The organism is Vreelandella stevensii S18214 (genome assembly GCF_000275725.1).
Taxonomy (GTDB): Bacteria; Pseudomonadota; Gammaproteobacteria; order Pseudomonadales; family Halomonadaceae; genus Vreelandella; species Vreelandella stevensii.
The window spans coordinates 1-25,727 of the sequence record NZ_AJTS01000045.1; the positions used below are offsets into that span (position 1 = coordinate 1).

Annotated in this window: 22 protein-coding genes, 1 CRISPR repeat array and 1 riboswitch (1 of these 24 running past the window's edge); of the genes, 11 read left to right on the forward strand and 11 right to left on the reverse strand. The window is 59.6% G+C overall.

The genetic code is table 11. The features are described from left to right. The 3 genes from thiM to HSS18214_RS0113465 form a co-directional block, all read right to left on the reverse strand. Nucleotides 1-684, reverse strand: a 684-nt coding sequence (gene thiM, locus HSS18214_RS0113455; protein ID WP_016915799.1) for a hydroxyethylthiazole kinase, incomplete at its 3' end; no start/stop codon positions are given. A 26-nt stretch (nt 685-710) separates the two neighbouring features. After that, nucleotides 711-802, reverse strand: a riboswitch (TPP riboswitch). Between the two features lie 48 nt (nt 803-850). Then, nucleotides 851-1,195: a hypothetical protein gene (locus HSS18214_RS0113460; RefSeq protein WP_016915800.1), complete on the reverse strand. Its 345-nt coding sequence runs from the start codon at nt 1,193-1,195 to the stop codon at nt 851-853. Between the two features lie 120 nt (nt 1,196-1,315). After that, entirely contained in the window at nt 1,316-1,690 is a 375-nt protein-coding gene (locus HSS18214_RS0113465) for a DUF2237 family protein (RefSeq protein ID WP_016915801.1), read from the reverse strand. A gap of 204 nt (nt 1,691-1,894) precedes the next feature. Between HSS18214_RS0113465 and gloA the strand changes: the two genes are divergently transcribed. Together gloA and HSS18214_RS0113475 are read left to right on the forward strand one after the other, a co-directional pair. Next, nucleotides 1,895-2,428, forward strand: a complete 534-nt coding sequence (gene gloA, locus HSS18214_RS0113470; protein WP_016915802.1) for a lactoylglutathione lyase — start codon at nt 1,895-1,897, stop codon at nt 2,426-2,428. A gap of 1 nt (nt 2,429) precedes the next feature. Continuing rightward, the gene (locus tag HSS18214_RS0113475; RefSeq protein ID WP_016915803.1) at nt 2,430-2,795 is read left to right on the forward strand and encodes a DUF6164 family protein; all 366 of its coding nucleotides are present in this window, start codon (nt 2,430-2,432) and stop codon (nt 2,793-2,795) included. Here HSS18214_RS0113475 and HSS18214_RS0113480 read toward each other — a convergent pair. Next, complete coding sequence (locus HSS18214_RS0113480) at nt 2,776-3,468, reverse strand: cupin domain-containing protein (RefSeq protein WP_016915804.1); 693 nt, start codon at nt 3,466-3,468, stop codon at nt 2,776-2,778. The genes HSS18214_RS0113475 and HSS18214_RS0113480 overlap by 20 nt on opposite strands. Nucleotides 3,469-3,607: 139 nt before the next feature. Next, a complete protein-coding gene (gene ampC, locus HSS18214_RS0113485; RefSeq protein ID WP_016915805.1) occupies nt 3,608-4,792 on the reverse strand; it encodes a class C beta-lactamase in 1,185 nt (394 codons plus the stop codon). 148 nt (nt 4,793-4,940) lie between these two features. Between ampC and HSS18214_RS0113490 the strand changes: the two genes are divergently transcribed. Beyond that, nucleotides 4,941-5,828, forward strand: coding sequence for a LysR family transcriptional regulator (locus HSS18214_RS0113490; protein WP_040461200.1), 888 nt, complete (start codon nt 4,941-4,943; stop codon nt 5,826-5,828). Between the two features lie 20 nt (nt 5,829-5,848). Here HSS18214_RS0113490 and HSS18214_RS0113495 read toward each other — a convergent pair whose 3' ends face one another. From HSS18214_RS0113495 to HSS18214_RS0113515, 5 genes are all read right to left on the reverse strand, one after another. Continuing rightward, nucleotides 5,849-6,973 (reverse strand): metal ABC transporter solute-binding protein, Zn/Mn family, encoded by a 1,125-nt coding sequence (locus HSS18214_RS0113495; protein WP_016915807.1) that lies wholly within the window; start codon nt 6,971-6,973, stop codon nt 5,849-5,851. A 22-nt stretch (nt 6,974-6,995) separates the two neighbouring features. After that, nucleotides 6,996-7,886 carry a metal ABC transporter permease gene (locus HSS18214_RS0113500; protein ID WP_016915808.1) on the reverse strand — a complete coding sequence of 297 codons (891 nt, stop codon included), beginning with the start codon at nt 7,884-7,886 and terminating at the stop codon, nt 6,996-6,998. Continuing rightward, the gene (locus HSS18214_RS0113505; RefSeq protein WP_016915809.1) at nt 7,870-8,604 is read right to left on the reverse strand and encodes a metal ABC transporter ATP-binding protein; all 735 of its coding nucleotides are present in this window, start codon (nt 8,602-8,604) and stop codon (nt 7,870-7,872) included. The genes HSS18214_RS0113500 and HSS18214_RS0113505 overlap by 17 nt, the downstream gene beginning before the upstream one ends. Then, nucleotides 8,601-8,750 (reverse strand): hypothetical protein, encoded by a 150-nt coding sequence (locus HSS18214_RS19265; protein ID WP_167385702.1) that lies wholly within the window; start codon nt 8,748-8,750, stop codon nt 8,601-8,603. Before HSS18214_RS19265 ends, HSS18214_RS0113505 begins: the two co-directional genes overlap by 4 nt. A 158-nt stretch (nt 8,751-8,908) precedes the next feature. Continuing rightward, a complete protein-coding gene (locus HSS18214_RS0113515) occupies nt 8,909-9,526 on the reverse strand; it encodes a hypothetical protein (RefSeq protein WP_016915811.1) in 618 nt (205 codons plus the stop codon). Nucleotides 9,527-9,738: 212 nt separating this feature from the next. On the opposite strand from HSS18214_RS0113515, the gene HSS18214_RS0113520 reads away from it, so the two are divergent. Beyond that, nucleotides 9,739-12,414: a CRISPR-associated helicase/endonuclease Cas3 gene (locus tag HSS18214_RS0113520; protein ID WP_016915812.1), complete on the forward strand. Its 2,676-nt coding sequence runs from the start codon at nt 9,739-9,741 to the stop codon at nt 12,412-12,414. A 5-nt stretch (nt 12,415-12,419) separates the two neighbouring features. Here the strand turns inward: HSS18214_RS0113520 and HSS18214_RS0113525 are convergent, their stop codons facing one another. Then, complete coding sequence (locus HSS18214_RS0113525; RefSeq protein WP_229800760.1) at nt 12,420-12,941, reverse strand: DUF29 domain-containing protein; 522 nt, start codon at nt 12,939-12,941, stop codon at nt 12,420-12,422. Here HSS18214_RS0113525 and casA point away from each other — a divergent pair. The 7 genes from casA to cas2e are packed head-to-tail and all read left to right on the forward strand — an operon-like array spanning nt 12,940 to nt 19,128. Further along, a complete protein-coding gene (casA, locus tag HSS18214_RS0113530) occupies nt 12,940-14,640 on the forward strand; it encodes a type I-E CRISPR-associated protein Cse1/CasA (RefSeq protein ID WP_016915814.1) in 1,701 nt (566 codons plus the stop codon). The genes HSS18214_RS0113525 and casA overlap by 2 nt on opposite strands. Further along, complete coding sequence (gene casB / locus HSS18214_RS0113535) at nt 14,640-15,305, forward strand: type I-E CRISPR-associated protein Cse2/CasB (protein WP_016915815.1); 666 nt, start codon at nt 14,640-14,642, stop codon at nt 15,303-15,305. The genes casA and casB overlap by 1 nt, the downstream gene beginning before the upstream one ends. A gap of 60 nt (nt 15,306-15,365) precedes the next feature. Further along, entirely contained in the window at nt 15,366-16,457 is a 1,092-nt protein-coding gene (gene cas7e / locus HSS18214_RS0113540; protein ID WP_016915816.1) for a type I-E CRISPR-associated protein Cas7/Cse4/CasC, read from the forward strand. A gap of 9 nt (nt 16,458-16,466) precedes the next feature. Then, a complete protein-coding gene (gene cas5e / locus HSS18214_RS0113545; protein ID WP_016915817.1) occupies nt 16,467-17,216 on the forward strand; it encodes a type I-E CRISPR-associated protein Cas5/CasD in 750 nt (249 codons plus the stop codon). Beyond that, the gene (cas6e, locus tag HSS18214_RS0113550) at nt 17,216-17,905 is read left to right on the forward strand and encodes a type I-E CRISPR-associated protein Cas6/Cse3/CasE (RefSeq protein WP_016915818.1); all 690 of its coding nucleotides are present in this window, start codon (nt 17,216-17,218) and stop codon (nt 17,903-17,905) included. The genes cas5e and cas6e overlap by 1 nt, the downstream gene beginning before the upstream one ends. 8 nt (nt 17,906-17,913) lie before the next feature. Continuing rightward, nucleotides 17,914-18,834: a type I-E CRISPR-associated endonuclease Cas1e gene (gene cas1e, locus HSS18214_RS0113555; protein ID WP_016915819.1), complete on the forward strand. Its 921-nt coding sequence runs from the start codon at nt 17,914-17,916 to the stop codon at nt 18,832-18,834. Then, a complete protein-coding gene (gene cas2e, locus HSS18214_RS0113560; RefSeq protein WP_016915820.1) occupies nt 18,835-19,128 on the forward strand; it encodes a type I-E CRISPR-associated endoribonuclease Cas2e in 294 nt (97 codons plus the stop codon). A 110-nt stretch (nt 19,129-19,238) separates the two neighbouring features. Further along, a CRISPR array of direct repeats spans nt 19,239-25,727; the repeat unit is 29 nt; unit sequence CCGATCCCCGCACGAGCGGGGATGAACCG (it continues 439 nt past the right edge of the window).

A 25,727-nucleotide genomic window follows, 5' to 3' on the forward strand; every position in this document is an offset into this window, starting at 1 on the left:
GCCTGCCAGATTGAAGTAGGTCAGGGCGCCAAGCGTGGCGGCCAGCGGGGCGTGACGGTTGGCCGCCACGAAACCGGCGACCAGCGCGCTGAGCCCGCAGCCCAGGGTGGTTATCCGTGGCATCAGCGGGTGGCCGCCAGTCAAACGATACAGCGACTGGCCATCGGTGACGATATCGGTGGCCCCGGTCATGGCGACGACACACTGATACCGACGCGCCAGGGTGATGGCCGCCTGGGTGGCATCGTCGGTGCTGACCGTGGCATCCACGCCCCGGCCCTGGTGGGCAAGGCCGCTCAGCGCCATGATTTCCGAGGCATTGGCACGAATCACGCTGGGCTGGTAAGCCAGCAGGGACAGGCAGGTTTGCTGGCGCAGCCGCGTGGCACCTACGGCGACCGGGTCCAGCACCCAGGGCACCGCGTGGGCCTGGGCAGAGTGGGCGGCCAGCTGCATGGCCTCGGCCCAAGGGGCAGAGAGCGTACCGATGTTGATCGAGAGCGCTCCCGCAATGGCGGTAAATTCCGCCACTTCTTCCTGGGCATGCAGCATGGCGGGGGAGGCCCCGGCTGCCAGCAGCAGGTTGGCGGTACTGTTCATGGCAACGTAGTTGGTGATGCAGTGTACCAGCGGGGTCTGGTCACGCAGCGCGAGCAGCGTCTCGCGTGGGCTGGGTAGGGTCATGGCTTCCTCCCGGCAGGGAGGTGGTGAATGAAAGCACCACGACTCCCTACGCCGGTGCTATCCGGTTCAGGTTCAAAGGGTGCTTCTCAGCCGCATCGCGGCGCCCCTGTCGTAGGCGTACTATCCTCGGCCAGGCGGGATGTGTAAAGCCAATGGCGCGGAAAGATCAGCGAAACGCGATGCGCGTGCCGTAGGTCAGCATTTCATCGGGCGTCATGGCGCTGCCCGCGACGCCGATCATTTCGTCGCCGCACTGGTCAGAGAAGGTCAGCACGCCGTGGGTCAGCCCCAGCTGCCCCAGCGCATCGCGAATCTCTCCGGTGCCCAGAAACGTACTGACTTCTCCCTGGGCGTTGCTCAGGTCCGAGACGCCATGAGCATGATGAAAGCGAACCTTGTAGATGCCATCCATCGAGACGACCTCCACGATGGGGGAAAAGCCGTTCTGTAGCGCGTTGGCCAACTGCTTCAACGTCAGGCGATCATCTAGCGTCATTTCAATGTCGGTCATGACACACTCCCAGGCTAACGATACGCTGAATGTACAGCTATAGAGATAGTAGTGTAGAAGAGTTGCATAGAAAATCCACTGCGACCGATGCCGGGGGGAGCGCCCCGTGCGCTGGCAGGCCTAGTGCACTGCATCCAGAGCGTGTTGCTGCAGTTTGATCAGCGGAATGATGTCCAGCGTGCGTGCATTGGTGCCTGACAAAATCACCGGTGGGGCCAGGCCCACCTCTTCAGCCTCTGCCCAGCGGTGGGCACACAGACACCAGCGGTCGCCGGGCTGTAGGCCAGGGAAGCCGTACTCGGGGCGCGGGGTGACCAGGTCATTGCCCTGCGCGCGTGAAAACGCCAGAAACTCCTCGGTGACCATGGCACATACCGAATGAATGCCCACATCGTCGGTACCGACTCGACAAAAGCCATCACGGTAAAACCCCGTCTTGGGTGAGTGACAGCAGGGGGTGAGCGGCTCACCCAGTACATTGAGATCACGTGACATGCGGCCTCCTCAGGCAGGGGCTAGAATTATCGCAGCGCCGCCCTCATACATAAGCCAAGGGTTCGGCGGCGGATTCGATGGGGTTCGCGTTAGCAGCAGCCTAAAGCCTTGTACATGGTACGGGGTTCGTCAAAGTATTTACGTACCAAAGTGCCTGCCTGGTTACCACCATGCAGAGACATCACGCAGCAACAGGAGAGAGTCATGTCGTTTTCAGGTGAACAGCATCCCGGTGTTGCCCCCGCGGCTCCCCAGACCCAAGGGTTTCGGTTGAATCACACCATGCTGCGGGTCAAGGACCCGGAGCGCGCGCTGGCGTTCTATTCCCGCGTATTTGGCATGCAGGTGCTGCGGCGGCTGGATTTCGAAGAGATGCAGTTCTCGCTCTATTTTCTGGCCAACGTGGAAGCCGACGACAAGGTGCCGGAGGACCAGAACGCTCGCACCGCCTGGACCTTCAGCCAGAAGGGCCTGCTGGAGCTGACCCACAACTGGGGCACCGAGACCCAGCAGGACTTTGCCTACCACGACGGCAATGCCGAGCCCCAGGGGTTTGGCCACATCTGCTTCAGCGTGCCGGACCTGGAGGCCGCCCAGGCCTGGTTCGACGAGCACGATGTCACCTTCGTGAAGCGTGCCGACCAAGGCAAGATGAAAGACGTCATTTTCGTCAAGGACGCGGACGGCTACTGGATCGAAGTGATTCAGGCGGATCGCATGGCGGCATTGGGCGGCTAACATGGCACATTTGCTGTTCCGGTTGCGCCACGTGACCGATGAAGAGGCCATGGAAGTGCGCCAACTGCTGGATGAACACGGCTTCGACGTGTATGAGACCCAGGCGGGGTTTTTCCGCCTGGGGGTCGATGCCATCTGGCTGCGCAACCCGGCCCAGCGAGATGACGCCGAGGCGCTGCTGGCGCAGTACCAGGTCGAACGCCAGGCCAGCGCGCGAAAGGCCCACCAGGAGGCGGTGGCCCGCAACGAAGCACCGACCTGGGGGAAGCGGTTACGGGAACAGCCGATTCAGATCGCGCTGGTGATGGTCGCTGTCATCCTGATCGCACTGCTGACCCTGCTGCCGTTCATTGGGCTGGCGCGTTAGCCTGGCACACCGCATCCGTCAGGTGCCCGCGCTTCATGTACATCATGACGCCATGTTCACCGGCGCGCAGCGATGGAGTAGCCCCAGGTGGGAAGCGGCACCAGCTGCCCTGCGGGTATTCGTTGCCCGCCTCGTAGAGCGAGCCTTCCAGTACCAGCAGTTCCAGCCCGCCCGGTAGCGCAGGGTAATCGATGGCCACATCGTGCTCCCAGCGTTCCAGACTGACCTTCTCCTGTGCGTAGGTGTGCAGCATTTTGTAGCCGATGCCTGGCCGCCGGTCGGGCTGCCAGGGCAGGCGGTGGGCAGGAATGGCCAGCTGCAGCAGGTCGTTGTCATCGAACTGATGCAGTTTCACCAGAATCAGCGCACCTTCTTCGCCAATATGGGGCGTATGGCCAGTGCCAATGGGATTGCGCAGGTAGCTGCCCGCAGGGTAGCGGCCATGTTCGTCGGCAAACACGCCCTCCAGCACCAGAATCTCTTCACCGCCGCCATGGGTATGGTGGCTGAACTGGCTGTGCGGCGCGTAACGTACCAGGCTGGTGGCGCGGGCGACTTCCTCGCCAATCCGGTCCAGCATCATACGTTCCACGCCTGCACTGGGCGACGCGACCCAGTGATACTGCTCCGGCGTCATACAGGCAAAGTGGCTAAAATCGGCGTTCAGGCGCATGGGCTTGGCTCTTTGCAATGAGTGAGATGAGCAGGGAGAGGGGCTAGTCTCCTTTATCAGCGCTGCAAAACGCAATCTTCCCTCATGCTTGACCTCGTCATTTGCAAACAAACCGCCGCTCGAAAGCGGCGGTTTTTCATTACGGGGTGTCGGTCAGCGCACTGAGAATATGGTGAGCCGTCTCGATACGCGCCTGATTGGGGTAGTTGCGGTTTGCCAGCATCACCATGGCGATCTGCTCGCTGGGCACGAAGACCACATAGCCGCCGAAGCCATTGGTTGAGCCCGTCTTGTTGTAGTAGGCCGCTTGCCGAGGGGCTTGCGGTGGCGTGAGGCGATGTGCCGGGTTGGGCGCCAAAATCATCTCGAGCGAATTGCCTTCCAGCAGTGTCTCCAGGGTCACCGGGTAGTGATAGTGCTCCCAGCCCAGGCCCTGGGTCATGGGGCCAACGTCGAAGTAGCCTGTGCGTGTCGTTGCCAAGGCGTCATCCAGCCGTTCCGTCGTGCCGCTGGCATTGGCCGGGTCTCGCATGTTCGCCTCCAGAAAGGTCAGCACGTCGGCGGCATTGGCTTTCAGCCCGTAGGCCTGGGCATCCAGCACGCCTGGGTTCACCCGAATGGGCTCATCCTCCTTCGAGTAGCCGTAGGCATAATGTGCCCGTTGCGCGTCGGGCACTTGAAAATGAGTGTGTTCGAGCCCGAGCGGTATGAACAGCGTTTCTTCCATCAGCGTCTCGAAAGGTCTGCCCAAACGTTGCGCGGTGAGATGGCCCAGCAAACCGATGCTCGGATTGGAATACAGACGTTGTGCCCCTGGAGCAGATTCGGGTTGCCATTGGCGGTAGTAATCGATCATTTGCTCTTCTGATGGCACCGAGTCCGGAAACTGCAGCGGAAGCTCGCCTGCCGTGTAGGTGCCCAGTTCCAGCAAGGTGATCTCATCGAAGGCACTGCCTTCAAGGGCTGGCCAGTAGCCGCTGGCGGGGTCAGAGAGGGAAAGGGCACCGCTAGACTGCGCGTAGCCTGCCAAGGCCGCCGTGAAAACCTTGCTGATGGAGCCTAGTTCGAAAAGCGTCTCATCCGTGACCGGCTCCTCCGTCTCCAGGTTTGCAAGCCCATAATTAAAGTAATACCGCTGTCCCTGAATGCTTAGCGCGACAGCCATGCCGGGGATACGATACTGTTCCATCAACGGGGTGATCGTGCTGTTCAGCAACGCTTGAAGATCGGCGTCTTGAGGCTCTTCAAGCGCCCAGGCTGCCCCGCTGAAAAGTAAGGAGGAGGCCATGAGAAGACAATGGCGTGCTGAAAACGGCGTGCGCATGCAAAACTCCTGTTGCGATAAGGTCATGTCGGTGGAAGGCAGCTTTGGTCGATACAAAAGCCACGGGTGACTAAAATAAAGAGCGCGATAGGTCTCCACAAATGGCAAGATTTTGCATGAGCTATTAGAAAAATTTGGGGGTGGCGCGGTGCGTTCCTATTTGCCGTTAAAGGCTCTGCGGGCCTTTGAGGCATCGGCCAGACACTTGAGCTTCACGCGTGCAGCAGAAGAGCTGCACGTGACACAGGCAGCCGTGAGCCATCAGGTCAAGCGCCTGGAAGGGCTATTGAAGGTGCCCCTATTCACACGTTTGCCCCGAGGGCTAATGCTGACTCAGGAAGGCGAGCTGCTGTTGCCTGTGCTGAAGAATGCGTTCGATCAGATGTCGCACACGTTGGAGCGGTTAGGCGAAAGCCGTCATCGTGAGGTCTTGAACGTGGGTGTGGTGGGTACGTTTGCCGTGGGTTGGCTGCTGCCACGGCTGGCCGACTTTCATGACGCGTATCCGTTCGTCGATTTACGGCTCTCCACCCACAACAATCGTGCCGATTTAGCCGCTGAAGGTCTCGATTTTGCGATTCGCTTTGGCACAGGCGCCTGGCATGGCACGGCGGCTCAGCCACTACTGCCTGCATCGCTTTCGGTGCTGTGTGCTCCGGATATTGCTGTACGGCTCGACACGCCAGCCGATGTGTTGCATGAAACCTGGCTGCGTTCGTATCGTGCCGATGAGTGGGCCGAGTGGTTGTTGGCCGCCGGATTGCCTCGTAGCCTTCCCACGACCCAGAGCATCGTCTTCGACTCTTCCATTGCCATGGTGGAAGCCGCGCTTCAAGGGGTGGGCGTGGCATTGGCGCCACCGTTGATGTTTTCTCGGCAGCTGAGCAGTGGTGCGCTGGTGCAGCCTTTCGACACCACTGTCAGTCTAGGGGGGTACTGGCTGACACGCCTGCAAGCGCGGGCAGAAACCCATGCCATGGCGTCTTTCAGGCAGTGGCTGCTCACCACGATCAACCTGCGTGAGGGCGAGCGGTAAGCAGCCGTTGACCTCAATGATCAGTGACGATGACCATGATCACCGTGGTCGTGGTCGTGGTCGTGGTCGTGGTCGTGGTCGTGGTCGCCATGACCATGATCATCGTGGCCTGGTTCGGCCAAGGCGGCGTGGAGTACCGTGGCGTTGTGGCGCATCATGCCCAGGTAAGTGCTGGCATCGCCCTCACTGGCCAGCGCATCCGCGTAAAGCGTGCCAGCAATGGGCAGGCCGGTTTCTTCGGCCAGTTGCACGATAATGGATTGGTTGGTCATGTTCTCGTGGAACAGCGCCTGAACGTTCTCCTGCTCGATCACGTCCACTAGCGCTGCCATGCTGGCGCCGCTGGGGTCTGCTTCGGTAGAGAGCCCTGCCGGAGACAGGAAGTTGACCCCATAGGCACGGGAGAAGTAACCGAAGGAGTCATGGCCGGTGATGACGCTGGCGGAAGCCGGGATCTCACTGATCAGCGCACGAATCTCGGCATCCAGCTCCGCCATGTCAGCCAGGTAGCGATCAGCATTGGCCTGATACTGCTCGGCGTTGTCCGCATCGACTTCCATCAAGCCGTCGCGGATGTTCTCGACGTAGACCCGCGCCTGGGTCATGTCCTGCCAGGCATGGGGATCATCGTCGCCGTGCTCATGGTCATCATGGCCATGACCATGTTCATGATCGTCGTGCCCGTGATCGTGGCTGTGTCCATGATCGTGGCTATGCCCATGATCATGCCCGTGATCGTGTCCATGGTCGCGATCGTCATGCCCATGATCGTCATGCCCATGATCGTCATGGCCCGCGTAGGCCAGGGCGTTGATGCCATCCGTCGTGGTGACCACCGGGCCTTGATAGTCGCTGGAGTCGATCAGTCGCTCCATCCAGCCTTCGAACAGCAGGCCGTTGAAGACCACCAGATCGGCCTCGGCCAGCGCACGGGCATCACCTGGGCGCGGCGAGTAGACGTGTGCATCGCCGTCAGGGCCGACCAGGGAAGTGACCTCGACATGCTCGCCGCCCACGTTCTCGACCATATCGGCCAGAATCGAGAAGCTGGTGACCACCTGCACACGCTCATTGGCGATGGCGGCAGGTAGGGCCAGCATGGCCGAAACGCCTACCAGCCAGCGGGACGTATGGGAAAGGGACATGACAAACTCCTTTAGTGAATGATCAGGATGTCTGCTCCAGGGCGAGTGGCGTGGTCTTGCGTCGCAGCTTGGCCGCTAAGCTGTGATAGCGGCCAAACAGCGCTGACAACAAGTAAGCCACCCCTGCGAGCAGGATAATGCTTGGCCCCGAAGGGGTATCAAAATGGAACGACAGCAGCAGCCCGCCAGTGCTCGACACCATGGCCAGCACCACCGCGATGCCGATCAAACCTTCCAGCCGCTTGCTCCAGAACCGGGCCGCCGTGGCGGGCAGCATCATCAGCCCCACGGCCATCAGCGTGCCCAGGGTTTGGAAGCCCGCCGTCAGGTTCAGCACCAGCAGGCCCAGAAACACGCTATGCACCCAGCCACTGCGGTGGCTTTGGCCGCGCAAGAACAGCGGGTCCAGGCACTCCACCACCAGCGAACGGAAAATGACCGCCAGCGTGACCACGATGAGCGTGCTGATACCGGCAATCAGCAGCAGGGCGGTCGAGTTGATGGCCAGAATGGAGCCAAACAGCACGTGGGTTAAATCCACGCTGCTGCCGCCCATGGAAATCAACATGACGCCCGCCGCCAACGAAATGATGAAAAAGCTCGCCATGGCTGCGTCTTCCCGCTGGCCGCCCATTTTGGAAACGGCCCCGGCCAGTAGCGCCACCAAGAGCCCGAACAGCACGCCGCCCACACTCATCACCGGCAGCGAAAACCCCGCCAGCAAGAAGCCCAGCGCCACCCCCGGCAAAATGGCATGGGCCATGGCATCGCCAATCAGGCTCATGCCGCGCAGCACCAGAAATACGCCCAGCGGCGGCGCGGCCAAGGAAAGTGCCAGCCCACCCACCACGGCGCGGCGCATGAAGCCGTAGTCGAACGGCGCGATAAACCACGCGTCAAGCAGTGCCAGCATGACGACCTCCCAACGAGAAGGGCACCACCTGGGCGGGGGCGTGATGCGTGTGCAAGGCACTCGGTGCCACCCAACGGCCATGGCCGCCGCTCAGCATCAGCACCTCATCGGCCAGGCGGCGCAAGTGGTCCATGTCGTGCAGCACGATGATGATCGTCACGCCTTCATCGGCCATCTGGCGCAGGATACGGATCAAGATATCCACCGTGTCGCTGTCTACGTTGGCGAACGGCTCATCCAGTAGCAGCAGCTCGGCTTCCTGCATCAGCGTGCGGCCAATCAGTGCCCGCTGGCGCTGGCCGCCGGACAGCTCGCCCAGTGGCCGATGTGCCAAATGGGAGATGCCCAGCCGCGCCATGATCTCGCGACCCTTGCGGTAGTGCGCCGCGCAGTAACCTTTCATGGCTCCATGGCTTGGCCAACTGCCGGTCATCACCAGCTCTTCCACGCTCATGGGGAAGGTCAGATCCAGAGCCAACTGCTGCGGCAACCAGGCACGACGCGCCTTGTCTACCGTGCACACCACTTTGCCGCTGATGGGCCGGAGTTCGCCCATGATGGCCTGAATCAGGGTGCTTTTACCTGCACCGTTGGCACCAATCAGCGCGGTGATCGCGCCGCGCTTGATGTCGCCGTCCACATGCTCCAGCACGGTGCGACCACCCTGTGCCAGGTGCAGGTCGTGCAGTTGCAGGCGCGAAGAGGAACGCTCACTCATAGCGGCCACCCGCCTGCCCACGCCACCAGCCCCCACAACGCCAGCAGGGGAAGGGCAACCAACCCCAGCCGTTTGGTGGCCGACAACGACATCAGCGAAAAATGACAAGGACCTTCCTTGTTATGGCGATGCATGTGCTCACTCATCGAGCAACCTCACTCACGAATAAATAAGTTATAACATAACGAATAGAGAAACAAAAAAAGAGCCGCATATTTTACGCGCTCATGCGGCCCTGACAACGACAAGCGTACCTATAAAAAGTGCCCGGCAAGCCGAGCACGAAAAGCAGTCTGGCCTACCTTCAGAACCGCCAGGTCGCGCTCAGCTGTTGAGGGGTAACCAGCAGGGCATATTCGCCTTCCAGCGTGACCGGGCCCAGCGACACACGGGCCGGTTGGAAGTGATTGATCGCGCGGGACGCCTGATTAGGCTGGGTCCAGATCTGTAATTCATTGATCAGCATGCCGGTGGCAAAATTGACCGCGCCATCCCGCTCCCGGCCATCGGCCGCAATCACCGCGCCGGCCACGCTGTTCACCACCAGGGAGCTGACCCGCGCTTCCCAGCCACGGCGTTCGCGTTCTGCCTGGGCCAACTGCAGGCCCAACGCCTGCACCCCGCTCAACTCGCCCTGGGCCTTCAGCCGCTCATACTCTGCCAGCGCCGCCCGATGTGGCTGGCGATCGGTGAGCGTCCCCGCCAGCGCCAGCGCCGACTTCACCACGCCAATGCGTGCATCGAAACGGTCATCGCGGCTACTGGCCTCGCTGGACTGGTAGGCATCGACCACCAGGCTGGCCGCGTAAATGCCGCTCCAGCCCGCCTCCCACCACTGCGCCTGACGCGCCCCGTTCTCGAACACGCGGTCGTACGTGGCCCATTCATCCCCAGTTTGCGCCTGGGCGGGCAGTGTCAGCATTAGCAACGCCCCCGCCGCTAACATCTTCTGTACACGTTGCCGTAATTGCATGGCCAAACACCTGAGTCACCGAAACGATAGTGCTAAGCGTAGCACGGCGGAAAGATGCCATGAGCGTGGAAAGTGGGTAGGCAAAGCGTGATGAGGATCAATGGTGTTTCAGGGCGAAGAGTGCTTAGATAGGGTGTGTCTAATCAGGCAAGGAGGCAGCAGTGACTTACTACCACTACTGGGGAAAGGCACACGCCAAGGGGAAAAGTGTCGAGTGCCATTTATTGCCGTATCACAGCCTGGATGTGGCTGCGGTGGGTTGGCTATTGCTTTCGCCGGATAGGCCGCTAACACGGCGCTTGGCAGCACAGCTAAGCCTGGAACCTGAGCCGCTGCGCAACCTATTGGTTTTTTGGTTAGGTTTGCACGATATCGGTAAGTTCTCACGCGCTTTTCAAGGACTTTTCCAACCGACCTCGAACGTGAAACTAGTCCCTCGTGTTGCGCAATACGTTTATACCGAGCGCCATGACCGGTTAGGCGACGTGATTTGGGGGACAAAATATCTGGACTGGTTGGAAGATGGCACGTTGAAGTGGACAACAAGCTTGACGCGCGCTGAGCGCAAAGCGCTTCGCGCAGCTTTTTCTGTTCTCTCACCCCCCTTTTTTGGTCATCACGGCCAGCCAGTAAGCGCAGGCAATATCGGCATAGAAAGGTTTTTTTGTCGTGATGAACACGCTGATGATGTAGAGGCAACGCGGCAGTTTATTGCCGATTGGGCCAACGTCGTTCCGCCAGAGTGGCCAATCGAGCAGCTGTTTTCAGAAGAGTGGGTTTATGCCCTGCAGACGCTAAGCTGGTCAATCGCAGGCTGGGCAACCTTAAGCGACTGGTTGGGTTCGAACCAGGATCACTTCCCCTACCTTCAAGAGCAGCTACCTCTCGCCGATTATTGGCAAATTGCGTTACACAATGCTGAGAAAGCATTGGAAGAAACAGGGTTTAACAAGGTTTCCGAACCATTACCTTACGCGAGCATGACCGACTGGTTTGGCAAACAATCCTTCACGCCAACGCCTTTGCAGCATGCCGCCGAGACAGTGGCACTAACGGATGTGCCGCAGTTGTTTATCCTGGAAGATGTCACCGGGTCAGGCAAAACCGAGGCCGCCTGTATTCTGACGCAACGTCTATTGGCGGCAGGCCACGGCGATGGGCTTTATTTTGCACTGCCCACCATGGCCACCTCGAACGCCATGTATTCGCGGCTGGGCAATTTGCACCGCCGCTTTTACACCGCTGAATCTACCCCCTCTTTTGTTCTTGCTCACGGCGCGCGAGAGTTAAACGACGATTTTATCGCCGCCGTTTCCGCACCTCAGCCTACCGATTTGGATTACACCGCTAGCGAGCTGTCGGCCACTAGTCGCTGCAATCAATGGCTAGCGGATTCGCGTAAAAAAGCGCTACTTGCAGAGGTCGGTGTCGGCACCATCGACCAAGCATTGATGGCCATTTTGCCGTTTCGCCACCAATCGCTGCGTTTATACGGGCTAGCGCGAAAGGTGCTCGTCATTGATGAGGTTCACGCCTACGACAATTACATGCAGACCCTGCTGAGCCAACTGCTGAGCTATCACGCTCGACAGGGCGGTAGCGCAATTCTGCTGACCGCCACGCTTCCGCGTGCCATGCGCAGTGCCTTGATGGCTGCTTGGCAAACAGGGCTTGGGCTGTCACCAACGAAACCACAAAAAGAGGACTTTCCGTTACTGACCCATGTGAGCGAAGGGCAACCGTTAGAGCTGCCGCTGGGCTCGCGCAAAGAGGTGTCCAGGAGTGTTGAAGTCGCTTGGCTAACCGAAGAAGAACAGGCGATAGAGGCGGTGCTGGCAGCAGTAGAGGCCGGTGAGTGCATCGCCTGGGTGCGCAATACGGTAGATGACGCTATTCGTGCATTCGAAGCCATCGCTGCCCTGCACCCTGATCCTGAACGCTGTCTGCTGTTCCACAGCCGCTTTGCCATGGTGGATAGGCAGCGCATTGAGTCCCAGGTCATCGAGCGCTTAGGCAAAGACTCAACGCCTGAAATACGTCAGGGTCAAGTGTTGATCAGTACCCAGGTATTTCAGGAGTCTCTCGACTGCGATGTGGATGTGATGATCAGCGACATTGCCCCCATCGATCTATTGATCCAACGAGCAGGGCGGTTACAACGCCACCAGCGTGGTGAGCGCTGCCAGCCGCGCCTGCTGGTGCTAGCACCTCCTTGGGCGGATGATCCCGATGAGCATTGGCTCAAGCGCACGCTGCCAGGTACCCAGGCGGTTTACCGCGATACCTCGTTAAGCTGGTTAACCCAAGGAGTATTACGTCACCTGGAAGCGATACGTATGCCCGAAGAGGCAAGAGATCTTATTGAAGGTGTATATGGCTCAGTACCTGACGATATTCCTGATGCTCTGCAGGGAGCGCGCTACGAGCAAAAAGGAATGCAGAGAACGGCAGGCTCTATGGCGAATTTCAATGCGCTCAACCTGGAAGAGGGCTATATAAAAAGCGATCAGTGGCAGGAAGAGCAAGAGATAGGCACAAGGCTGATGGATGAGCCTACGATCAATGTTTTGTTGCTGTTACTCACCGACGATAACGAGCTGTCGCTGTGGGCGGGAGAGCGCCGCCATGCCGATATGCTCAGCCAGGTAAAGTTACGCCAAAGCCAGGCGTCAAAGCTCGCATCCCTACCGTGTCGCTACGAAAGCCAATGGCTTACCCTGCAAGAGCGCCATAAAGCGCTGAAGTATGTCCAGCCCTGGCTGCCTAGCGATGATCCTAATTGTGACTACGACACCCAGTGGGGAGTTAGGCTAGGCAGTAAGGAGCCAGCGCCATGAGGCAATCAATGTTCGCTAGGTTGAAAACTCATGGCTTCTTCGAAGCTGTACAGACACTGCTCCGGAAATTCCTGCGGCTCTCGGTCAGTCTCAATCGCAGCGGCACGGCGAGCATCGTCGTAAGCTTCGCTCATCAGTTCAGGCAGCGATGCCTTGAGGCTAGGGTTATCTTTCAGCAGGCGATTCACCTTGGTTTGAGCATCCTGAATCGTCAACCGCCAGCTACGCGAACGCCGCTCGGGTTGGTGATCCCATTTCAGCAGGTGCATCAGCAAGCGGGCCAGTTGGCTAATCAAGGCGCGTCGCTCGCTTTTCCCCATGCTCTCAATCTCCTCGGCAAGATGCTCAAGATCCAGCTTGTCCACTTTTCCAGCGCGAAGGAGCCCGGCCTGTTCAAGCGCCCAGGCATAGGCATCCTGCTCGTAATGAATCGCCATTGTCCTGCCCCTCTCCGCCTTATGAATAATCCTAATATTTTTCAGTGTAAACGAAGCGCCGACACCAGACGACACTATCGAGGTGTACATGAATTTACTTGAAGACTCCTGGCTACCCTTTCTATTGAGAAATGGGGAGGTAGAGTATCTCCCCCCTTCTGCGCTAGCTGATCCTGATGTAATCAACCTCGCCCTGCCGCGAGCAGACTTTCAGGGAGCGGCCTACCAGTTTCTGATCGGCCTGCTACAAACGGCGCTGCCGCCTAAAACCCATGATGACTGGCTTGATGTGTTAATGGAGCCACCCAGTGTAACCGCGTTGGATAAAGCCTTCGCGCCTTTCAGTAGCGCTTATGAACTGGACGGCGATGGCCCCCGATTTATGCAGGACCTTGATCCGCTGGACGATGTTAAAAACGCGACCGTCAGTGGTTTATTGATCGATGCCCCTGGCGCTAACGGCATCAAAAATAATACCGACTTTTTCGTCAAGCGCGGCCGTGTTGAGGTGATGTGTGACGCCTGCGCGGCCATAGCACTGTATACCATGCAGATTAACGCCCCTGCGGGCGGTGCTGGTATCCGTGTGGGCTTGCGTGGTGGTGGCCCACTGACAACGTTAGTGATGCCTGAGGCATCAGATGCCAGCCTGTGGGAGCGTCTGTGGCTAAACGTCATCACACAGAAAGAGGCCACCCAAAAAGGCCAGCAGTGGACAGCGCCGCATCCAAAAGAACCTTCGCTATTTTTCTGGATGACCAATACGCGGGTAAGCGATAAAAAAGGCACCGAGGTGCTGCCTGAAGATACCCACCCCCTGCACGCTTACTGGTCAATGCCGCGCCGCTTTCGGCTGCTATTTGAAGAAGCCGATGAGTGCCCGTGTGATATTTGTGGCCGAAAAACCAATCGTGTGGTGCGCGAATTACGCGCCAAGAAACAGGGAGCCAACTACGACGGCCCTTGGTTACACCCGCTAACCCCCTACCGACGTGATCCAAAAAAGCCTAATGAACTGCCGCTTTCCAGCAAAGGTCAGCCGGGTGGGCTTGGCTATCGGCACTGGTCAGGCTTTGTGCTTAACGATGAAGAAAGCAGCGGCGCAATCGCGGCTGCAGTGCTGAAAAGTTACCTCAACAAACAAAAGCTAGTGACACAAGAGCGAAGTCGTGGAGAAGACATTCAGGCGCTGCTGAGAGAGGCACGTTTATGGGTGTTCGGCTACGACATGGACAACATGAAGCCGCGGGGCTGGTATAGCGTCGAAATGCCTTTGGTGGAAATACCACAAGGCCAGCAGGAAAAGCTGCGTGCCTGGGTTCACCAACTGACCGAGCTGTCGCGCAATATCGCCTGGATGGTACGTACCCAGGTTAAAAACGCCTGGTTCTCACGGCCATCGGATGCCAAGGGCGATATAAGCGCCATTGATAACCAGTTTTACGATGCCACTGAGCCTGAATTTTTTAAAGCGTTGTTAGCCCTGCAGCAGGTGCTGCAACAAGACGCGCCGCCACCGCATATCCCTCCTGACATCGCTGAGCGCTGGTACTTCACCCTTAAGCGCGAAGGCATGCGTGTATTCGAAGACTTGGCACTCAGCGGTGCTCAGGAAAGCATGGATCTTGAACGTGCCACTGCTGCTCATAGGCAGTTGCAAAGCTTTCTTGGTGGCAAGAGCAAAGGTAGCAAAGTGGTGAGTGACTTTATCCAACAGGGTGATTTTGACCCCTCCGCGAAGGCCAAGCGTAATGCGGCCTCTGCTGCAGCAACGACAGGAGACGCCTGATGAATGATGTGGAGACGCCAGAAGCAGTCGAGAAAGAAGATATTTTGTCCGAGGCGGAGAAAAAAGCGCTCGTCGCTTTGAAGTTGGATGAAGCTGTCGCCCTGCGCCGCTGGTGGCAGCGGTTGACGTTAACCCCACAGGCCTTGAAAGCATTTACCCCTCAGCCACCACTGCCCCGTGGTGTGAGAGCAGTACTGCGACGTTGTGATACTGCCGAGGCCGCCATGTTAACCCAAGGTTTTCGTGAGCTATGGGCGATGCTGCCAGAAGCGACGAAACAAACGGATTATCGCGATGAAAAGCTACAAGTGTGGGCATGCATTGCGTTAATAGCTGCGGAGTTGCGCGAAGAAAAGAAGGGCGCATCGTTAGCCTTGCGCCTTGGCCAGCAAAAAGAGCAAACCAAAAAACCGCTGATGAGTGAGCTGCGTTTTCAGCAACTTCTTTCCTGCCGTACGCCGGAAGAGTTCATTCAGCGCTTACGCCGGGCGCTGGCGCTTGCAGACAAGAAAGATATCAGTGTCGTGCTGCTGGCGAGTGTTATCGCGCTCTGGTGGCGTGAGCATCGTGGGCGTTTATCTGCCAAGCCCACTCACCGTCTTGGGTTTGTACTGGCAAATGACTATTTCGCTGCAACATCTCGCTATAGCCATGGCAGCGACTGATTTTTACGACTGACGATCAACCCTCCTAGCTTCACATAGACATCACGAATGGAGTTATTCATGAGCCACTTTATTCAACTGCACCTGCTGACTTCTTATCCGCCCGCCAACCTCAACCGCGATGATTTAGGCCGTCCCAAAACTGCCTTGATGGGTGGTGCCAAGCGCCTACGTGTTTCGTCGCAAAGCCTCAAGCGTACCTGGCGTACCTCTGCTCTCTTTGAAGAAGCACTGGCGGGGCATGTGGGTACACGCACCAAGCGTCTAGGCTCTGAAGCCTATAAAGAACTGAGAGAAAACGGGCTGGATGAAAAAATGGCGGGGGCTTGCGCAGAAAAAATAGCCGGTGTGTTTGGCAAGCTGCGTAAAGTAGAAAAAGGCGAAGCTAAAGAGTTTGAGATTGAGCAGCTAGTGCACGTTGGCTTGGAGGAGCGCCAAGCGATCAGCGCATTGGTTGAAACGCTGGCGGCAGAGAAGCGTGAGCCAAATGATGATGAATTAAAGCTATTGCGTCACAAACCTGCCGCCGCCGATGTCGCTCTGTTTGGCCGTATGTTAGCAGCGGTGCCTGAATATAACGTTGATGCCGCCTGCCAAGTGGCCCATGCGATCACTGTGCATGCTGCCGAAGTGGAAGATGATTACTTTACCGCTGTTGATGACTTAAACACCGGCGATCAAGACCGGGGTGCGGCGCATATTGGCGAATCGGGTTTTGGTGCTGGGCTGTTCTATCTCTATATCTGCATTGACCGGCAGCAGTTGGTTGAGAACTTGCAGGGCAACAGTGAGCTAGCCGATCAGGCGATTGCTGCATTGGTGGAAGCTGCGGCTAAAACGTCACCCAAAGGCAAGCAAAACAGCTTCGGTTCCCGCGCCCATGCGAGCTACGTGCTGGCTGAAAAAGGCAACCAGCAACCGCGTTCACTCTCCACTGCTTATTTGCGTCCGGTCGCGGGGCAAGATCAAGCACTCGATGCTATTAAGCGTATTGAAGAGCAGGCTAACGCGTTTGATAGCGCTTATGACGCAGGTGCTGACAGTCGCTTTGTTACCAGCGCCGAGATCGGCTATGAAGAACCGCAGCTAAAAGGCAATGTTCAAAAAGGCAGCCTTACAGAGCTGATCGCTTTCTTAAAAGCCGATCAGTAAGGAGGCGGCATGACCGACTATCTTATTTTTCGGCTCTATGCGCCGCTTGCCAGTTGGGGCGAGGCCGCCGTTGGTGAAACGCGCCCTACGGCGACTTATCCGGGCAAAGGGGCTATTTTGGGACTGCTGGGGGCCGCTCTAGGTATTCGTCGTGATGACGATGCAGGCCAAATGGAGCTGCGTGACAGTATTGCCATGGGCGTAAAACAGTACACCTCCGGTATGTTAATGCGCGACTACCACACGGTTCAGATGCCTGCCGCACAGTCAAAAGTGAGCTACCAAACCCGCAAAGAAGAACTAGGCGGGCTGCGCGATGCGTTGAAAACAATCCTCTCTAGCCGGGATTATCGCTGCGACGGTCTATGGACAGTAGCCGTCTGGCTAACGCCAGAAGCAACTTTGACGCTTTCTGAACTGGAGCAAGCGCTAAAAACACCCCATTACCCGCTTTATTTAGGGCGCAAATCCTGCCCGCCCTCTGCGCCACTTGCACCTCAATTGCGGCAGTGTGCCACGCTTAAGGAAGCCCTGGATGTGGTGTTTCCTAAACTGGCGGTTAACTGCCAAGAAGACAGGAAGGCACTGCGATTTCCTGATGAAGCGTTATACGCATGGGAGGGCGAGGCGAGCGGTTTAGATGGCAGCCAAGTGGCAGAGTACAACGATGTATGGGATTTGCCGCTAAATCGCCGCCGTTGGCAGTTTGGCCCTCGGTTAGAGTTTCGCCGCTCAGTAGCAGCAGAGGAGGCACGCTAATGTATCTCTCACGCGTACGTGTCGACCTGAACGGGCTGTCTCGTGACAAGCTATTTGATGTGATGAATGCAGAAGCCTACACCGCGCATCAGCTTTTGTGGCAGCTATTTCCCGAGCATGAAGGCCCCCGCCCGTTTCTTTTCAGGCAGGAAATAGAAGAAGCCGAAGAGGGTAAAGCCATAAAAGGGTTGCCGCTCTTTTATGTTCTTTCAGACCGTGAACCTGTATCAGTGGCAGGCTTGCTTACTGCAGAGAGTAAATCTTATGCACCTGAGCTAAAAGCGGGAGATATGTTGGCATTCCGCCTGCGTGCTAACCCCACGATGGCAGTGCATGTGCCGGGGCAACGTGGCCAACGTGCCGATGTGTTAATGGTCGCCAAAAAGCCATTCGCGCCGGGGCAGCGTACTAGCCAAGCTTGCGTTGAGGCGATGAATAGTAAGGCCCGTGAGTGGCTCGAAAGCCGTGCTGAAACGTGGGGCTTTCGCCTACCGGTGACGCCAGAACTAGGTGCCTACCGTCAACATGTATTGAACAAAGGTAGCGGCAAGCCAGTTCAATTCTCCACGGTGGATTACGAAGGTCTGCTGGAAGTGACCCATCCAGGAAAGCTGATCGAAACCATGGCTCACGGTATTGGGCGGGCCAAGGCATTCGGTGGAGGTTTGCTACTACTGCGCCGACCTTAGGAGGCAACATGGGCTTTATTCCACTAAAGCCCATTCCCGAAAAAGACCGTATGTCGATGATCTTTATCGGGATGGGGCAGATAGACGTGCGTGACGGTGCTTTCGTCGTCATTGACGAGGTGAACGGCGAGCGAATGCATATCCCGGTTGGCTCAGTGGCTTGTCTGTTGCTGGAGCCGGGCACCCGGGTTTCGCATGCAGCCATTAAGCTAGCGGCCACGGTAGGTACGCTACTGATTTGGGTAGGCGATGCTGGCGTACGCCTTTATAGTGCTGGGCAACCCGGCGGCGCACGGTCAGACAAATTGCTTTACCAAGCGCAGCTGGCGTTGGATGAAAAGCTGCGTCTTAAAGTGGTACGCAAGATGTTTGAGCTGCGTTTTGGTGAAGAGCCACCTTCTCGTCGCAGCATCGAGCAACTGCGTGGTATGGAAGGCGCAAGGGTGCGCAAAACCTACCAACTATTAGCCAAACAGTACGGCGTTAAATGGAACGGACGCCGTTACGATCCAAAACAGTGGGATGCATCGGATGTCGCTAACCAATGCCTATCCGCAGCAACGGCCTGTTTATATGGGATTACCGAAGCCGCTATTTTGGCCGCAGGCTATGCCCCAGCGATTGGGTATCTGCACACCGGTAAGCCGCTGAGCTTTGTGTACGATATTGCCGACATCGTGAAGTTCGAAACGGTAGTGCCCGCAGCTTTTAGAGTCGCTGCGCGTAATCCGCCTCTGCCGGAAAGAGAAGTTCGTATCGCTTGCCGCGATGCATTCAAGCAGTCTCGCATTCTCCAGCGCTTGATTCCCATGATCGAAGATGTGCTGGCCGCAGGCGAGATTCAGCCCCCACCTCCAGCACCTGATGCTGTGCCACCTGCAATTCCAGAACCACCGTCGGTCGGTGATGCCGGGCACAGGAGTGGATAAATGGCGATGCTTGTAGTGGTTACAGAAGCCGTGCCTCCACGCCTACGTGGCAGGTTAGCAGTGTGGCTTTTAGAGATTAGAGCCGGTGTTTATGTGGGTGATGTAAGCAGGCGCATCCGCGAGATGATTTGGGAACAGGTCGAAGCGTTGGCCGAAGATGGCAACGTCGCCATGGCCTGGGCAAGCAACCATGAATCGGGGTTTGAATTCCAAACCTACGGTGAAAACCGCCGGGAGCCGATTGATCATGACGGATTGCGTTTGGTGCGTTTTTTACCGCCCCAAGTTAACTAGCTGATTTTATTTGCTCTTTAACAATTTGAAGTGGTTAAAAAGTAAGCAAAATAGCTGGTGGAATTTTTATCTGCTATTTTCTTCATGTAGATCAAGTATCTACAACAAGTCCGATCCCCGCACGAGCGGGGATGAACCGCCGAGTTCATCGAGGCGTTCCGCGACAAATACCCGATCCCCGCACGAGCGGGGATGAACCGTGGCCCCGCCGGACCTGCCCGCGCTGGATGCCCCGATCCCCGCACGAGCGGGGATGAACCGCGCTCGCCGTTCGCGTCAAACACCACGGTATCCCGATCCCCGCACGAGCGGGGATGAACCGTGGCCACGCCGGACCTGCCCGCACTGGACGCCCCGATCCCCGCACGAGCGGGGATGAACCGAGATCCACTTGGCGCTAGACGAAGAAATGGAGCCGATCCCCGCACGAGCGGGGATGAACCGTCGCTGCCATTCAGGCGTTTGCCGATCTCGATCCGATCCCCGCACGAGCGGGGATGAACCGGCGGTCTTTTCGGGTACTTGGCCACCCAGCACCCGATCCCCGCACGAGCGGGGATGAACCGCCCGACATGGAGGCGTTGTTTTCGACCGCGATCCGATCCCCGCACGAGCGGGGATGAACCGGTGAGCAGCACACCTGCCGTGCTGGCCAGTGCCCGATCCCCGCACGAGCGGGGATGAACCGCGGTGGTGCACCAGCGAGTAGGCGGCGCTGTGCCCGATCCCCGCACGAGCGGGGATGAACCGTTGTCCTTCGCCAGTTCGCTGAACAGCAGCACCCGATCCCCGCACGAGCGGGGATGAACCGGCGGCGGTAAGAGCTGCAGCGACGCCCGCTGACCGATCCCCGCACGAGCGGGGATGAACCGCCCTGGCCGCGGCCGGGATCCCTGCCTGGACGCCGATCCCCGCACGAGCGGGGATGAACCGCCGCCGATGCCGCCCATAGCACCGCCGCCCATCCGATCCCCGCACGAGCGGGGATGAACCGGGCTTGATTAAAGCTCAAATGGGAGAGGCAAACCGATCCCCGCACGAGCGGGGATGAACCGCCAGATAGTGGCGTTGAAGGTGCTGAAATTGACCGATCCCCGCACGAGCGGGGATGAACCGCGAAACTGGGGATACTGCGGGCTGGCCTCGGGGCCGATCCCCGCACGAGCGGGGATGAACCGAAAACCCACCCAGCCAGACGTAGCCATGCCAGCCGATCCCCGCACGAGCGGGGATGAACCGACGAGGCTTTGGGCCAGCGTATCGACTCGGTACCGATCCCCGCACGAGCGGGGATGAACCCGAAGCCACTACCCGGGCCTCAGAAGATGAGGCCCGATCCCCGCACGAGCGGGGATGAACCGGGTAATGGCTCAGCCGTCGTTGGCGGCGTCGCCCGATCCCCGCACGAGCGGGGATGAACCGGTGACCTGGTAATCAAACGTGCCAGCGTCGATCCGATCCCCGCACGAGCGGGGATGAACCGTATGGCCGCAAGGCAGGTACCTGGCACCGCATCCGATCCCCGCACGAGCGGGGATGAACCGCGGCAAGATCGCCCCGACTGGGCAGGTGTCTGCCCGATCCCCGCACGAGCGGGGATGAACCGCCGCATACCTGGCAACCAATCGGCAGCGAGCGCCGATCCCCGCACGAGCGGGGATGAACCGTCGCTATTAATGGCGGCATCGTAGCGCACATCCCGATCCCCGCACGAGCGGGGATGAACCGGAAGCCACCACGCTGGTAGATGACACGGGCGACCGATCCCCGCACGAGCGGGGATGAACCGTACGCCGACGCACGCGACGGCACCATCAGCGCCCGATCCCCGCACGAGCGGGGATGAACCGCCGGTCCTTACGCATGATCTGCTGGGCCTGCACCGATCCCCGCACGAGCGGGGATGAACCGAACGGCAAGCTGTGCCCGGATGGCCACTGGCGCCGATCCCCGCACGAGCGGGGATGAACCGGCTCAAGGAAGGGATGTGCTTCCCTAATGGCCCCGATCCCCGCACGAGCGGGGATGAACCGTGGGGCCAGAGGCGGGCGTGCATGGCCCCGTGCCGATCCCCGCACGAGCGGGGATGAACCGCGATGGGTAACGCCGCTGGGGCCACTGATGAGCCGATCCCCGCACGAGCGGGGATGAACCGGCACTTCAATCGTTGCCACGGCGTCACCGTCACCGATCCCCGCACGAGCGGGGATGAACCGACTATGCCAGCGATGTGGCGGCGCTGGGCGTTCCGATCCCCGCACGAGCGGGGATGAACCGCCGATTTTGTGCAGCTTTCCGATGCGGCGGTGCCGATCCCCGCACGAGCGGGGATGAACCGCGTTGTACCACAATTTGAATATGCGCAGCGGTCCGATCCCCGCACGAGCGGGGATGAACCGGCTACTCATCGTCACGCTTTGGCTTTTCAGTACCGATCCCCGCACGAGCGGGGATGAACCGCGCCAGCAAACCGCCCTGACCAACACCGGAGGCCGATCCCCGCACGAGCGGGGATGAACCGGCCAGGACAGCCTGCGGGCGGCCGATGCCGATCCGATCCCCGCACGAGCGGGGATGAACCGTTGCTAGACCACTTCATGATAGTGGCCCTATCCCGATCCCCGCACGAGCGGGGATGAACCGCCTATTGTGCGGCCTATGCGCGGTGGCGAAAGCCGATCCCCGCACGAGCGGGGATGAACCGCGTTTGGCCGCCGGTAATGCGGTAGAACCCCGCCCGATCCCCGCACGAGCGGGGATGAACCGCCATGTCAACGCTGCGCCGCCAGCTGAAAGAGCCGATCCCCGCACGAGCGGGGATGAACCGCGCCCGATCATCGCTAAACCCCATCTCTCTTGCCGATCCCCGCACGAGCGGGGATGAACCGCCGCTGCCGAGCGCATGAAGGTCGTGGGTGGTCCGATCCCCGCACGAGCGGGGATGAACCGGCCTACCTTGACCTGGCCATGGATGCCAAAAACCGATCCCCGCACGAGCGGGGATGAACCGTAGTCGATGTTCTTACCGGCGGCGTTACGCGCCCGATCCCCGCACGAGCGGGGATGAACCGTCCGAACGCGGGCGCAGCTGTCGATCTTCACTCCGATCCCCGCACGAGCGGGGATGAACCGGCTCATGCCCACGCTGGCACCTCTCCTTACCGCCGATCCCCGCACGAGCGGGGATGAACCGTTGCTTTGTAGCGCTTTGGCGCTGCGTCCGTTCCGATCCCCGCACGAGCGGGGATGAACCGGCTTGGCGCGCTTCCAGCTCCGTCAGCTGAGCCCGATCCCCGCACGAGCGGGGATGAACCGCGTGGATGAAAGCCGACCTAGTGCAGATGCTCCCGATCCCCGCACGAGCGGGGATGAACCGGGTTACGCTTTACGTCGACTTCTCGGTACAGGCCGATCCCCGCACGAGCGGGGATGAACCGCGCCGCTTAGCCCATCAGATGGAGCTATCCGCCCGATCCCCGCACGAGCGGGGATGAACCGTCACGGTGGGGCTGGGTGATCGATTTGCGCAGCCGATCCCCGCACGAGCGGGGATGAACCGCACCCCGGAAATGCGCTTTGGTCCATCCATCCCCGATCCCCGCACGAGCGGGGATGAACCGCGGATAGAGCGGCTCGGCAATGACATGGAGACCCGATCCCCGCACGAGCGGGGATGAACCGCGCGTCTGCCAGCCCGCTAACGGTTTCAATGCCCGATCCCCGCACGAGCGGGGATGAACCGTCATAGCACCGGAGAAGAGTAGATGCGCGAATCCGATCCCCGCACGAGCGGGGATGAACCGGCCGCTCAAGCGCCCAATCATTGATGAAATGGCCGATCCCCGCACGAGCGGGGATGAACCGTGCGGGGGTTTTTGAATGTTCTTCCAGCCCATCCGATCCCCGCACGAGCGGGGATGAACCGTTCGCCTAGCGATTTATGCTCGGCAGCCGGATCCGATCCCCGCACGAGCGGGGATGAACCGGGATCGACGGCCTGACCGTCACGCTGGCGGGACCGATCCCCGCACGAGCGGGGATGAACCGCGGTAACCGTGCATTTCTGCGACTTGTTCTAGCCGATCCCCGCACGAGCGGGGATGAACCGCGCCCTGAGCAGTGCCGAACAGCAGGCCCGTACCGATCCCCGCACGAGCGGGGATGAACCGATAACAAAAATTTGAACGATCATCACGATTAGCCGATCCCCGCACGAGCGGGGATGAACCGATTTGGCGCTAGGTCACGGGGCGATAAGCGCACCGATCCCCGCACGAGCGGGGATGAACCGCCAGCGGCGACAAGCTCCCCCAGCAGCATCAGCCGATCCCCGCACGAGCGGGGATGAACCGTTCGGCGGCCATGAGGAGAGCTTCGACAACGCCCGATCCCCGCACGAGCGGGGATGAACCGCGACGCGCTGTCCATGCCGCCATTTGGCTCTGCCGATCCCCGCACGAGCGGGGATGAACCGGCTTTCAGACGTGGCAGATGAAGCGCGGCAATCCGATCCCCGCACGAGCGGGGATGAACCGGCAGTGATTATGAAGGGTATTGCGCGGTGCTGCCGATCCCCGCACGAGCGGGGATGAACCGGCATGGATAGCGTGACGGTCTGGTGGTATGAGCCGATCCCCGCACGAGCGGGGATGAACCGCATGCTCGACCAGCTACCCAACGCCCGCCGCACCGATCCCCGCACGAGCGGGGATGAACCGATATTGTAGAGTGCATCTATGCGAGCTTGCATCCGATCCCCGCACGAGCGGGGATGAACCGTTCCAAACACCTGGCTGAACATCAACATTTGTCCGATCCCCGCACGAGCGGGGATGAACCGAAAGGCGACCCGGCCACGTTTAACCCGCCGGGCCGATCCCCGCACGAGCGGGGATGAACCGATCGACTTTGAGTCGAAATCTTGGGCCGGTGCCCGATCCCCGCACGAGCGGGGATGAACCGCTGGAATACGACAACGATGAGCTAAATAACACCCGATCCCCGCACGAGCGGGGATGAACCAGTGGCTGAGATCGAGTGGGAATACGCGACGAGCCCGATCCCCGCACGAGCGGGGATGAACCGCGACAACATCGCCTGCCGTTGACGCCCATGGCCCGATCCCCGCACGAGCGGGGATGAACCGACGCAATGCCCAACCGAGACCCGAACAACTGGCCGATCCCCGCACGAGCGGGGATGAACCGGTAAACGTATCGCCTAGCGTTAACTGTGACGCCCGATCCCCGCACGAGCGGGGATGAACCGTACTCAATCCCCCATGCTTCGGCCTACCTGGTCCGATCCCCGCACGAGCGGGGATGAACCGCGATCCGGGGTGGACCACCACTCGTACACGAGCCGATCCCCGCACGAGCGGGGATGAACCGCGGCGAGAAGAGGGCAAGCCGAGATCGAGCGTCCGATCCCCGCACGAGCGGGGATGAACCGATCGCTCTCCTATTTCTGATGATTCTCGTCTTCCGATCCCCGCACGAGCGGGGATGAACCGATCGCTCTCCTATTTCTGATGATTCTCGTCTTCCGATCCCCGCACGAGCGGGGATGAACCGGCGCTACAGGCGCTGCTACGGGAGCCGTATGACCGATCCCCGCACGAGCGGGGATGAACCGGAGACTGGCGGCGTTGAGACCGTGAAAACCAACCGATCCCCGCACGAGCGGGGATGAACCGTATTGTTAATAACTTTAATATTCTCACATGGACCGATCCCCGCACGAGCGGGGATGAACCGGGCAGGTCTAGCGGTTCTGGCTGGATCACTAACCGATCCCCGCACGAGCGGGGATGAACCGCGGAGAAGGCCACGGAAGAGAGCAAACCCAAGCCGATCCCCGCACGAGCGGGGATGAACCGTTCCGCGACGTGGTTCTGCAGAACGCGGTACTCCGATCCCCGCACGAGCGGGGATGAACCGTCAGTGCGTAGCAGCGGGTTGACGTGGTTAATCCGATCCCCGCACGAGCGGGGATGAACCGGCGACAGGCAAGTTGTTCGGGCAGCGCATGCTCCGATCCCCGCACGAGCGGGGATGAACCGAAAGAGTGGCCGCCGCATCCTGGTATGAATGCCCGATCCCCGCACGAGCGGGGATGAACCGTTCGATACGCTGATAACAATGCAGGCGCACCACCGATCCCCGCACGAGCGGGGATGAACCGGTGAACCCGTTGGTGGGCGTGAACGCCGAGGACCGATCCCCGCACGAGCGGGGATGAACCGTCACCAGCCGCCGCGAAACTGCGCAGATGATGCCGATCCCCGCACGAGCGGGGATGAACCGGCGATGGCTGACGAGTATGGTATTAAGCGCGACCGATCCCCGCACGAGCGGGGATGAACCGCTTGGGGTGAAGCCATGTACCTTGAAATGAGCCCGATCCCCGCACGAGCGGGGATGAACCGGCTCTGTGTGTTAGCGGCGGTGGATGCCGCGCCCGATCCCCGCACGAGCGGGGATGAACCGCCTATCTACTAACTCGATGGCGGCAGGCATGTCCGATCCCCGCACGAGCGGGGATGAACCGGACGCTGAATGCCGCTCTGGCAGCCAGCAAAGCCGATCCCCGCACGAGCG